This is a genomic window from Pseudomonas sp. zfem002 (assembly GCF_032621685.1).
GTDB lineage: Bacteria > Pseudomonadota > Gammaproteobacteria > Pseudomonadales > Pseudomonadaceae > Aquipseudomonas > Aquipseudomonas japonica.
Window position 1 is genome coordinate 1 of the sequence record NZ_JAVYJH010000003.1, and the last position, 12360, is coordinate 12360.

Below are 12360 nucleotides of genomic sequence, written 5' to 3' on the forward strand. Positions count from 1 at the left end.
TGGGCGAGCTGTCGATGCTGGAGGCTGCCGAACAGCAGCATATCCTGCGCGACTGGAACGCCACGGCTGCCGAGTTCCCGAGCGAGGTGTGCATCCAGAGCCTGATCGAGGCGCAAGTGGCGGCAACGCCGGATGCGCCGGCGCTGATCTTCGCCGGCGAAGAACTGAGCTACGCCGAAGTCAACCGCCGTGCCAACCAGTTGGCGCACAAGCTGCGCGAGCAGGGTGTCGGGCCGGATTCGCTGGTCGGTATCTCGGTAGAACGCAGCCTGGAAATGGTCATCGGCCTGGTGGCGATCATCAAGGCCGGCGGTGCCTACGTGCCGCTGGACCTGACCCAAGGCTCGCTGCTGGCGCAACTGCCGGTTCCGGATGCTGTGCAGTCCTTGTGCCTGGATCAACTGGACCTGAACGGTTACAGCGAAGCCAATCCTTCGCTGCACACCGTGCCGGAAAACCTGGCCTACGTGATCTACACCTCCGGCTCCACCGGCAAGCCGAAAGGTGCCGGCAACAGCCATCGCGCGCTGGTCAACCGTCTGCACTGGATGCAGAAGGCCTACGGCCTGGACGGCAGCGATACCGTGCTGCAGAAAACGCCGTTCAGCTTCGACGTATCGGTGTGGGAGTTCTTCTGGCCGCTGCTGACCGGTGCGCGTCTGGCCGTTGCCCTGCCGGGCGATCACCGTGATCCGGAGCGTCTGGTGGCGACCATCAACCAGTACGGCGTCAGCACGCTGCACTTCGTGCCGTCGATGCTGCAGGCGTTCATGACCAGCGAGCAGGTGGAAAGCTGCAACAGCCTGAAGCGCGTGGTGTGCAGTGGTGAAGCGCTGCCGGCGGAACTGGCTGCGCAAGTGCTCAAGCGTCTGCCACAGGCCGGCCTGTACAACCTGTACGGCCCGACCGAAGCGGCGATCGACGTCACTCACTGGACTTGCACGACTGAAGATCATTTGAGCGTGCCGATCGGCCAACCGATCGACAACCTCAAGACCCATATCCTCGAAGACGGCCTGCTGCCAGCCGCGCCAGGCTGCGCCGCCGAACTGTACCTGGGCGGCGTCGGTCTGGCCCGCGGTTATCACAAGCGTCCATCGCTGACCGCCGAGCGCTTCGTGCCGGATCCGTTCTCGGACAATGGCGGCCGTCTGTACCGCACCGGTGACCTGGCCCGCTATCGCGGCGAAGGCATCATCGAGTACGCCGGGCGTATCGACCACCAGGTGAAGATCCGCGGCCTGCGTATCGAGCTGGGCGAAATCGAGGCGCGTCTGCAGGAACACCCGGCGGTATGGGAAGCCAGCGTGATCGATATCGACGGTCCGAGCGGCAAGCAGTTGGCGGCCTATCTGGTGCCGCAGGATGCGAGCCTGGACATCGACGAACTGAAGGCTCACCTCAAGGTGCACCTGCCGGAGTTCATGGTGCCAAGCCACTTCGTCCTGCTGGAGAAGATGCCGCTGAGCGCCAACGGCAAGCTGGATCGCCGTGCACTGCCGAAGCCGGAAGTGACCCAGGCCGCCTATGTCGCGCCAACCAGCGCGCTGGAAAGCCAACTGGCGACGATCTGGGCCGAAGTGCTGAAACTGGAGAAGGTCGGTGTCACCGACAACTTCTTCGAACTGGGCGGCGACTCGATCATCTCCATCCAGGTGGTCAGCCGCGCCCGTCAGGCCGGCATCGTGTTCACCCCGAAAGACCTGTTCCAGCGCCAGACCGTGCAGGGTGTCGCCCAGGTGGCGAGCCGTGCCTCGGCGGTGCAGGCGGAGCAGGGCATGGTGGTGGGTGAGGCGCCGCTGACGCCGATCCAGCAGTGGTTCTTCGAGCGCGAGATCGCCGAGCCGCAACAATGGAACCAGGCCGTCCTGCTGACGCCACGCGAGCCGCTGCGTGCCGACGTCCTCGACGCCGCGCTGCAGGCGTTGCTGGTTCAGCACGATATGCTGCGCGCCAGCTTCCGCAATGGGCAGGCGCACCTGCGCGACGAAGCGCACGCTGTGCTGTGGGTCCGCGAACTGGCCGCCATCGAGCAACTGGAGGCGCTGGCCGATGAGGCGCAACGCAGCCTCGATCTGCACGACGGTCCGCTGCTGCGCGCGCTGCTGGTCAACCTGCCGCAAGGCGAACAGCGCCTGCTGCTGGTGATCCATCACCTGGTGGTGGACGGCGTGTCCTGGCGCATCCTCCTCGAAGACCTGCAGGCGGCCTGCAACGGCGCCGCGCTGCCACGCAAGACCAGCTCGTTCAAACACTGGGCCGAGCGTCTGCAGCAGCATGCACAGAGCGCCGCAGTGGATGCGCAGCTGGGCTGGTGGCAGGCGCAGTTGCAAGGCGTCAGCGATGAACTGCCGTGCGACCGTGCCGACGGCAGCCTGGAACAGCGCCATGCCCGTTCGGTCAGCAGCCGCCTCGACCGCGAGCTGACTCGCCAGCTGCTGCAGGAGGCCCCGGCGGCCTACCGCACGCAGATCAACGACCTGCTGCTCACCGCCCTGGCGCGGGTGATCGGTCGCTGGACCGGTCGCGCCGAGACCCTGGTGCGTCTGGAAGGTCATGGTCGCGAGGAGCTGTTCGCCGAGCTGGATATCACCCGCACCGTCGGCTGGTTCACCGCGATGTACCCGGTGAAGCTCAGCGCCGCGGCGGAGCTGGACGTGGCGATCAAGACCGTCAAGGAACAGCTGCGCGCGGTACCGGACAAGGGCCTCGGCTACGGCCTGCTGCGCTACCTCGGCAACCAGGCGGCGCGTGACAGCCTGGCTGGGCTGGCCCAGGGTTCCATCGTCTTCAACTACCTGGGTCAGCTCGATGCCGGCTTCGAAGACAGCCTGTTCGCGCCGGCCAGCGAAAACCGTGGCCAGGGCGTCAGCCCGCAGGCCAGCCTGGGCAGCCTGCTGAGCATCGACGGCCAGGTGGCCGGTGGTGAACTGGCGCTGGACTGGACCTTCAGTGCCGAGGTGTTCGACGAAGCCACGGTGCAGCACCTGGCCGACGACTATGCCGCCGAACTGGCCGCGCTGATCGCGCATTGCCTGAAGGCGCCAGGTGCCGTGACGCCATCGGACTTCCCGCTGGCCGGTCTCAGCCAGGTGCAACTGGACCAGTTCCCGCTGGCTGCTCGCGAAATCGCCGATCTCTACCCGCTGTCGCCGATGCAGCAGGGCATGCTGTTCCACAGCCTGTTCGAGCAGGAGGGCGGCAGCTACGTCAACCAGCTGCGCGCCGAGGTGCGCGGCCTGCAGGTCGAGCGCTTCCGCGCGGCCTGGCAGGCGGTGGTGGACAGCCATGAGGTGCTGCGCGCCAACTTCGTCAGCAGCTTCGGCCAGCCACTGCAGGTGATCCGCAAGCACCTGTCGCTGCCGTTCGAGGTTCAGGACTGGCGTGGGCGTGCCGACCTGGAGGCGGCGCTGGAGGCGTTCGCCGAGGCGGACCAGCAGCGCGGCTTCGATCTGCAGCACGATGCCCTGTTGCGTCTGACCCTGCTGCGCACCGGCGAGGATCGCTGGCAACTGGTGTACACCAGCCACCATATCCTTCTCGACGGCTGGAGCAGTTCGCGTCTGCTCGGCGAGGTGCTGCAGCACTACCGCGGCGAAGCGGTGGCGGCGCCACGGGGTCGCTACGGCGACTACATCCACTGGCTGCAAGGCCGTGATGCCCAGGTCAGCGAGCGTTTCTGGAGCGAGCAACTGATCGACCTGAGCGAGCCGACCCGTCTGGTGCCGGTGTTCAAGGCGCCGGCGGAGGGTGAAGGCTTCGCCGACCAACTGCTGACCCTGGATGCAGCGCGTACCCGTCGTCTCAACGACTTCGCCCGCGACCAGCGCGTTACCGCCAACACCCTGCTGCAGGCCGCGTGGATGCTGCTGTTGCAGCGCTACACCGGGCAGTCGGGCGTGACCTTCGGTGCCACCGTGGCTGGTCGTCCGGCCGACCTGGCGGGTGTCGAGGAACAGCTCGGTCTGTTCATCAACACCCTGCCGGTGGTGGGCAGCCCACGTGCCGAGCAGCGTGTCGCCGAGTTCGTGCAGCAGGTGCAGGCACGCAACCTGGCGTTGCGCGAGCACGAGCACACCCCGCTGTATGACGTGCAGCGCTGGGCCGGCTGGAGTGGCGAGGCGCTGTTCGATTCGATCATGGTCTTCGAGAACTACCCGATCGCCGATGCCCTGCAACAGGCTGCACCGCAATCGCTGGTGTTCGACAAGGTGGTGAGCCAGGAACAGACCCACTATCCGCTGACCCTGGTGATCGAGGCGGGCGAGCAACTGAGCGTGCGTATGAGCTACGACCGTGGCCAACTGGCGGGCGAAACCGTGGCGCAACTGGCGGCGCACCTGGGGCAACTGCTCGATGCGCTGGTGCTGAGCGGGCAGACTGCGCTGGGCGAGCTGTCGATGCTGGAGGCTGCCGAACAGCAGCATATCCTGCGCGACTGGAACGCCACGGCTGCCGAGTTCCCGAGCGAGGCGTGCATCCAGAGTCTGATCGAAGCGCAAGTGGCGGCAACGCCGGATGCGCCGGCGCTGATCTTCGCCGGGGAAGAACTGAGCTACGCCGAAGTGAACCGCCGTGCCAACCAGCTGGCGCACAAGCTGCGCGAGCAGGGTGTCGGGCCGGATTCGCTGGTCGGCATCTCGGTAGAACGCAGCCTGGAAATGGTCATCGGCCTGGTGGCGATCATCAAGGCGGGCGGTGCCTACGTGCCGCTGGACCCGGATTATCCACAGGACCGTCTGGCCTACATGATCGAGGACAGTGGCATTGGTCTGCTGCTGACTCAGGGTTCGCTGCTGCAACAACTGCCGATCCCGGCGGGCGTGGAAGCACTGTGCCTGGATCGACTGGACCTGAGCGAATACAGCGAAACCAATCCTTCGCTGCACACCGTGCCGGAAAACCTGGCCTACGTGATCTACACCTCGGGCTCCACCGGCAAGCCGAAAGGCGCCGGCAACAGCCACCGTGCTTTGGTCAACCGTCTGCACTGGATGCAGAAGGCCTATGGCCTCGATGGCAGCGACACTGTGCTGCAGAAAACGCCATTCAGCTTCGACGTGTCGGTGTGGGAGTTCTTCTGGCCGCTGCTGACCGGTGCCCGTCTGGCCGTTGCCCTGCCGGGTGATCACCGTGATCCGGAGCGTCTGGTGGCGACCATCAACCAGTACGGCGTCAGCACGCTGCACTTCGTGCCGTCGATGCTGCAGGCGTTCATGACCAGCGAGCAGGTCGAGAGCTGCCACAGCCTGAAGCGCGTGGTGTGCAGTGGTGAAGCGCTGCCGGCCGAGCTGGCTGCGCAGGTGCTCAAGCGTCTGCCACAGGCCGGCCTGTACAACCTGTACGGCCCGACCGAAGCGGCGATCGACGTCACCCACTGGACCTGCACCGTTGACGACCACCTGAGCGTGCCGATCGGCCAACCGATCGACAACCTCAAGACCCATATCCTCGAAGACGGCCTGCTGCCAGCCGCGCCAGGTTGCGCCGCCGAGCTGTACCTGGGCGGCGTGGGTCTGGCCCGCGGTTACCACAAGCGTCCATCGCTGACCGCCGAGCGCTTCGTGCCGGATCCGTTCTCGTCCGAGGGCGGTCGTCTGTACCGCACCGGTGACCTGGCCCGCTATCGCGGCGAAGGGATCATCGAGTACGCCGGACGTATCGACCACCAGGTGAAGATCCGCGGCCTGCGTATCGAGCTGGGCGAAATCGAGGCGCGTCTGCAGGAACACCCGGCGGTATGGGAAGCCAGCGTGATCGATATCGACGGCCCGAGCGGCAAGCAACTGGCGGCCTATCTGGTGCCGCAGGATGCGAGCCTGGATGTGAACGAACTGAAGGCTCACCTCAAGGTGCACCTGCCGGAGTTCATGGTGCCAAGCCACTTCGTCCTGCTGGAGAAGATGCCGCTCAGTGCCAACGGCAAGCTGGATCGCCGTGCACTGCCGAAGCCGGAGGTGGCGCAGGCTGCCTATGTCGCTCCGGCCAGCGAGCTGGAGCGGCAACTGGCGGCGATCTGGTCCGAGGTCCTGCAGGTCGAGCAGATCGGCATGAGCGACGACTTCTTCGCCCTCGGCGGTCATTCGCTGCTGGCCACGCAGATCGTCAGCCGGCTGCAGAAGGAGCTGGGCTACCACGTACCGCTGCGCGCCATGTTCGAACTCAACACCCTGCAGGCCCTGGCGGAGTACCTCGTCGGGCAGCAGGACACGCGGATCGACGAGGCCAAGGCCGACCGTCTGTCCGACCTGATGGCCGAGCTGGAGGCGCTGTAGATCGGCGCAGCGGCGCTGCGGAAAAAAACTGTTTCAGCAGGTAAATCCGCAGCGCGCTGGTGCGTTTTTCAAACAAGGAATGAATGCCTGTCGCGAGGGTTCGCGACGGGTCAACCACGGTTCACCTCATCCATCTTTCTTGAGGGTTGCACAGATGTCAGTCGCTATCAGGTTTACCGAAGGCCAGGAGGCCGGCGAGACGCTCTACCAGTTCGACGAGTCGCCGCTGCTGGCCCGGCAAAGCCGCCAGGAATCCAACGCGCGCAGCTACCCGCGGCGTATTCCGCTGGCGCTGAAGCGCGCGAAGGGCCTGCATGTCGAGGACGTCGAAGGGCGTCGTTTCATCGACTGCCTGGCCGGTGCCGGCACCCTGGCCCTGGGCCACAACCACCCGGTGGTGATCGAGGCCATCCAGCAGGTGCTCAGCGACGAGCTGCCGCTGCACACCCTCGACCTGACCACCCCGGTCAAGGACCAGTTCGTCCAGGACCTGTTCAGCATTCTCCCGGAGCAGCTGGCGGCGGAAGCGAAGATCCAGTTCTGCGGCCCGACCGGCACCGACGCCGTGGAAGCGGCGCTGAAGCTGGTGCGTACCGCCACCGGGCGCAGCACCGTGCTGTCGTTCCAGGGCGGCTACCACGGCATGAGCCAGGGCGCCCTGAGCCTGATGGGCAGCCTCGGGCCGAAACGCCCGCTGGGCGCCATGCTCACCAGCGGCGTGCAGTTCATGCCGTACCCCTACGACTACCGTTGCCCGTTCGGCCTGGGTGGCGCGGCGGGGGTCAAGGCCAACCTGAATTACCTGCAGAACCTGCTCAGCGATCCGGAGGCCGGCGTGCAACTGCCGGCGGCGGTGATCGTCGAGGTGGTGCAGGGCGAGGGCGGGGTGATCCCGGCGGACCTGGACTGGCTGCGCGGTGTGCGCGCCATCACCGAAAAGGCCGGCGTGGCGCTGATCGTCGACGAGATCCAGAGCGGCTTTGCCCGTACCGGCAAGATGTTCGCCTTCGAACACGCCGGCATCATCCCGGACGTGGTGGTGATGTCCAAGGCCATTGGTGGCAGCCTGCCGCTGGCGGTCATGGTCTATCGCCAGTGGCTCGACAGCTGGGCCCCGGGTGCACACGCGGGCACTTTCCGCGGCAACCAGATGGCCATGGCGGCCGGTTCGGCGGTGATCCGCTACCTCAAGGAGCACAACGTCTGCGAGCACGCCGCCGCCATGGGTGAGCGCCTGTCCGAGCACCTGCGCGACCTGCAGCGCGACTACCCGCAACTGGGCGACATCCGCGGCCGTGGCCTGATGCTTGGGGTCGAGCTGGTGGACCCGAGTGGCGAAGTCGATGCGTTGGGTCATGCGCCGTACTTCCCGCGTCTGGCGCCGCTGGTTCAGCGCGAGTGCCTCAAGCGTGGCCTGATCCTCGAACTGGGTGGCCGGCATGGCAGCGTGGTGCGCTTCCTGCCGCCGCTGGTGATCACGGCCGAACAGGTCGACGAAGTGTCGGCGATTTTCGGTCGCGCCCTGGCCGCTGCGGTGGCCAGCCTGTAATTTTTCTGCCTGGCGCAACGTTACTTACACAAGAGGGCCGCGTGGCTGCGCGGCCCGTCTGGATAATCACGGAGAGCAGCAATGACTTCAGTATTTGACCGCGACGACATCCTGTTTCAGGTAGTGGTCAACCACGAGGAGCAGTATTCGATCTGGCCGGACTACAAGGAAGTGCCGGCGGGCTGGCGTACCGTGGGCAAGAGCGGGTTCAAGCAGGAGTGCCTGGCGTATATCGAGGAAGTGTGGACCGATATGCGGCCGTTGAGCCTGCGGCAGAAGATGGAGGCGCAGGCGGCGCAGTGATTGTGGCCGTTGTGCCTGTCTGGAAAACGCCCCGGTGGATGCCGGGGCGTTTTTGTTTCTGCTGGCGGGAGGTCGGGCAGGATTGAAATGCTGTATCCGGGCCTGACACAAAACCCTGTAGGAGCGGATTCATCCGCGATCGGCCGCGAAGCGGCCGTAAACCCTAAGTCCCGAGGTTTTCTGACACACCTCGGATACAGGTTTTATGGCCGCTTCGCGGCCAATCGCGGATGAATCCGCTCCCACAGGGGGTTGGGCCGTCCTGCCAAACCTACTTCTTCACCTGCCTCCCCAACCACTCCACCGTCTTCGGCGAAGCCTGCGCCAACGGTATGGCCGCCTGGTGCATCGACCCATCCCAGCCTTCCATGGTGATCCACAGCTGCGCATCCGCCGGCGTGTTCGGCGGGATCTGGATATAGGCCCCGAGCCGATGCGGCGAGCCGAAGAAGATCACCCCGGCCGCGCGCAGGCTGCGTGGCTTGCCGATGCGCAGGTAGGTGGCCTTGACCCGCTCGCCGCAGGCTTCGCAGAGTTCGGCATTGAAGCTCTTCATGTACCCGGAAACCCCGTCCAGCTCCGGTTCCTTGTCCTTCAGCTCGGCCAGCTTCAGGCTCCACGGGCCGACCTGGACATCGCCGACCAGGCGCTGCCCGAGGCCGTCATCACCGCGAAATAACGCGGTGTCGGCGAAGTACTTGGGCATGAAACCCAGCGGGATCAGGACCATGAGGATGTTCAGGTGAAAGCGCCACTTGTGCCACAGGCGCGACAGGTTCGATTCGGGCCGGGCGGCGATGTCCTTGCTCACAGGGAGTTCTCCACGGGTTCGCTGGCGTCCTGCTCGCGCGGGGCCGTGCGGCTGGCTTTGTTCCCGGCCTTGGCCTCGCGCTTGAGCGCGGCGACGGTGGCCAGGGCGGTGCGTTTGCTCCAGATCAGCAGGCCGCTGAGCACCATCATCGACAGCACCAGGCCGAAGAAGGCCCAGATCAGCTTGATCCAGATCCCGCCGAAGTCGCCGGTGTGCAGCGGGCGCATCGATTCGGTGACCAGCTCCAGGTTGCTCCGGTCCGAGAGCAGGTAGGTCGACGTCACTTCACCGGTGTAGGGGTGGATGTTCACCAGTTGGTACATCAGCGGGTACCAGCTGCGGCCGAACGCCTGCATCGTGCCGTAGGTGTTGCTCGGCAGGATGATCCCGCTGGGGTCGAGCCCCGGCACTTGCGCCTGGGCGATGAGCAGGGCCTTGTCCAGGCCGATGATCGGCGCCGGGCTGCCATCGGCGGTGAGCGGCACGCTGTCGTGGGCCAGCACTTCGGTGGCGGCGGAGTAGGTGCTCAGGCTGATCTGGTTGTCGGAGAGGATCGCCTGGATCAGGAACCAGACACCGGTCACCGAGATCACCGCGATGAACCAGATCGACCAGATGCCGCTGAGGCGATGGAAGTCGCCCCAGAAGATCCGCGCGCCATGGCGCAGGCGCAGCACCGGCTTGAAGAAGCCTTTCCAGAAGCGCTTGTAGACCACCAGTCCGGTGATCAGCGAGGCGAGCATCGGCAGGCCGAGCAGCGACACCAGGTACCAGCCCCAGGGGTAGCCGTTGGTGTAGGGCACCAGCCACCAGCCATGCAGGGCGCGGGTGAAGTTGCGGAAGTTGAAGTCCGGGGCGTAGCCCTGCAGTTCGGCGCTGTAGGGGTTGACGTAGGCGGTGACGCTGCGTCCACCGGAAAGGGTGCCGCTGACATTGAGGGCGAAGTACTCGCCGTCGGGCTGGAGGATGGTGTTGACGTCCAGCTCCGGGTGCTCCTTGTGCAGGCGCCGCATGATCTCGTCGTAGCTCAGTCGCTGCGCCGTGTCGTCCGGCTGGGTGGCGCGCATTTCCGGGTAGGCGAGCCACATGATTTCCTTGGCCACCACCGCCAGGGTGCCGGTCACGCAGACGATCAGCACGAAGAACCAGATCGGCAGGGCCAGCCAGCTGTGCACCAGGAACCAGATTTTCGAACGGGACTTCTTCGACATGGGGTAACGCTCTCGCTGCAAGGCCGACGGTTTTGGTCGGGTATTCGCTGTCCATGGAAACGGTGGCGAGCACCGTGCATCTGTTTCTGAACGAACGAGGGTGTGGGTACTTTAGGGGGTAGATGCAAGTAAATGTTTCAGGGGCGTGGGGTGGGTGGGAATCGGCATCGGCATCGCGGGCTGATCCATTGCGGGCGGTGACGCCGCTGGCCCTTTCCGCCTCTACGGCGGGTCCATTTTGAAAGGCTTGTCGGGGGACCGCATCAAGGCCGCCAGGTGCCTGTCTTGAGTCTTGCAGCGCCCTCCAGATCGAGCGCCGCCCGCGCGGCGCATCGCGGGCCACGCCCGCTCCCACATTTGTTGCAACGTACCTATGTCTGACAGGCCATGGTTGACCGCCTTGTCGGTTCGACGCGATACCGAGTCGAACCCAACAGCCTCCCCGCGATGCATCGCCGAAAAAACAAAGGCTGACAACTCAAATCCAACAGGCCATGGCACGTTGCAACAAATGTGGGAGCGGGCGTGGCCCGCGATGCGCCGCGCGGGCGGCGCTCGATCTCACAGGCACTGCAAGACTCAAGACAGGCACCTGGCGGCCTTGATGCGGTCCCCTGACAAGCCTTTCAAAATGGACCCGCCGTGACGGCGGAAGGGGCCGGTGGCGTCACCACCTGCACTGGATAAGCTCGCGACACCGACACCGACACTCAACCCCACGTTCCGTGAAGAGCCTTAATTTTCCGCCATGGCCAAACGTCCCCTCTGCACAGGGTGCGTGCCTGACCGCTGGGGCTCGGGCGAGCGCAACTTCCCAGGGAGAATTTTCATGAGTCATGCGTTGAGTTTGGACATCCGGCCGTTGCTGGCCGGGGCGGGCACCTTGCCCATGTTGATCGAGGCGCCGGAGCCGGGCCTGGACCTGATGGAAGCGCTGGGCGAGTTCAAGCCGCTGGTGGCCGAGCACCTGTATCGCGCCGGAGGCATTCTGTTCCGCGGTTTCGATGTCGGCGGGGCCGAGCGCTTCCGCGAGTTCGCCGCGGCTTTCGGCGATCCGCTGCTCAGCTACGAATTCGGCTCGACCCCGCGCAGCAACGTGACCAAGGGTGTCTACACCTCCACCGAATACCCGGCGCACCAGAGCATTCCGCTGCACAACGAGCAGGCCTACACCCTCGACTGGCCGATGCGCATCTGGTTCTACAGCATGATCGCCGCCGAAACCGGCGGCGAGACGCCGATCGCCGACAGCCGCGAGATCTACCGGCGGATTCCGGCGCGGATTCGCGAGCGCTTCGTCGAGAAGAAGCTGATGTACGTGCGCAACTACGGCAACGGCCTCGACGTGGAGTGGAGCCAGGTGTTCAACACCGAGGACGAAAGCGTGGTCGAGGCCTATTGCCGCGCGCACTCGATCCAGTGCGAGTGGAAGGACGACGGCGAGCTGCGGACCCGGCAGATCTGCCAGTCGGTGGCGCGCCACCCGGTCACCCAGGACATGGTCTGGTTCAACCAGGCGCATCTGTTCCATGTCTCCAACCTGCCGGCGGAGGTGCGCGAGAGCCTGCTGGACGTGGTGGACGAGGAAATGGACCTGCCGCGCAATGTCTACTACGGCGACGGTTCGCCCATCGAAGTGGACCTGCTCGACGAAGTGCGCGGCGTGCTGGACGAATGCACCATCAAGTTCCCCTGGCTGGAGAACGACGTGATGATGCTCGACAACATGCTCGCCGCCCATGCGCGCTCGCCGTTCACCGGCAAGCGCAAGGTGGTGGTGGCGATGGCGCAGGGGTATTCGGAGCGGTAGCTGGGGCTGGTCGATGGATTTCTTGTGTCCTTGAGATCGAGCGCCGCCCGCGCGGCGCATCGCGGGCAATGCCCGCTCCCACATTTGTCGCAACGTGCCATTGCCTGTGGGATAGGCGTCGCCAGCCTTTGTCGCTTGGCGATCTATCGCGGGGAAGCCCTTCGGGCCGACGCGATACCGCGTCGTGCAAACAAGGCGAACAACCATGGCCTGTCAGGCATAGGCACGTTGCAACAAATGTGGGAGCGGGCATTGCCCGCGATGCGCCGCGCGGGCGGCGCTCGATCTCGGCAGCGCAACAGGTCTCTCGTCAGACCTCCCCCCATTCCTTGCTAAATATTTCCATTCCTATTCGTTCTTGTTGATACGACCAGACCACGGTCACGCCGATCAGCAAGGAC

General features: G+C 65.3%; 6 protein-coding genes. 4 read left to right on the forward strand and 2 right to left on the reverse strand.

Annotated elements, in window-relative coordinates; translation table 11 throughout:
* The 3 genes from RTI28_RS06150 to RTI28_RS06160 all read left to right on the forward strand — a co-directional run.
* Positions 1 to 6275 (forward strand): amino acid adenylation domain-containing protein (locus RTI28_RS06150; RefSeq protein WP_410478959.1); only part of this gene is annotated, 6275 nt, incomplete at its 5' end.
* Positions 6276 to 6429: 154 nt separating this feature from the next.
* The gene (locus RTI28_RS06155) at positions 6430 to 7824 is read left to right on the forward strand and encodes an aspartate aminotransferase family protein (protein ID WP_316919622.1); all 1395 of its coding nucleotides are present in this window, start codon (positions 6430 to 6432) and stop codon (positions 7822 to 7824) included.
* 81 nt (positions 7825 to 7905) lie between these two features.
* Complete coding sequence (locus RTI28_RS06160) at positions 7906 to 8127, forward strand: MbtH family protein (protein WP_316919623.1); 222 nt, start codon at positions 7906 to 7908, stop codon at positions 8125 to 8127.
* A gap of 271 nt (positions 8128 to 8398) precedes the next feature.
* On the opposite strand, the gene RTI28_RS06165 is transcribed toward RTI28_RS06160, so the two are convergent.
* Together RTI28_RS06165 and RTI28_RS06170 are read right to left on the reverse strand one after the other, a co-directional pair.
* Entirely contained in the window at positions 8399 to 8938 is a 540-nt protein-coding gene (locus tag RTI28_RS06165) for a thiamine pyrophosphate-binding protein (protein WP_316919624.1), read from the reverse strand.
* Positions 8935 to 10149 carry a PepSY domain-containing protein gene (locus tag RTI28_RS06170; RefSeq protein WP_316919625.1) on the reverse strand — a complete coding sequence of 405 codons (1215 nt, stop codon included), beginning with the start codon at positions 10147 to 10149 and terminating at the stop codon, positions 8935 to 8937. The genes RTI28_RS06165 and RTI28_RS06170 overlap by 4 nt, the downstream gene beginning before the upstream one ends.
* A gap of 829 nt (positions 10150 to 10978) precedes the next feature.
* Between RTI28_RS06170 and RTI28_RS06175 the strand changes: the two genes are divergently transcribed.
* Positions 10979 to 11959, forward strand: a complete 981-nt coding sequence (locus RTI28_RS06175; protein WP_316919626.1) for a TauD/TfdA family dioxygenase — start codon at positions 10979 to 10981, stop codon at positions 11957 to 11959.
* Positions 11960 to 12360 lie beyond the last annotated feature (401 nt).

Excerpts from the sequence above, each read along its gene's own strand:
- RTI28_RS06155 (WP_316919622.1), top strand. The coding sequence starts at position 6,430 with ATGTCAGTCGCTATCAGGTTTACCGAAGGCCAGGAGGCCGGCGAGACG.
- RTI28_RS06160 (WP_316919623.1), top strand. The coding sequence starts at position 7,906 with ATGACTTCAGTATTTGACCGCGACGACATCCTGTTTCAGGTAGTGGTC.
- RTI28_RS06170 (WP_316919625.1), bottom strand. The coding sequence starts at position 10,149 with ATGTCGAAGAAGTCCCGTTCGAAAATCTGGTTCCTGGTGCACAGCTGG.
- RTI28_RS06175 (WP_316919626.1), top strand. The coding sequence starts at position 10,979 with ATGAGTCATGCGTTGAGTTTGGACATCCGGCCGTTGCTGGCCGGGGCG.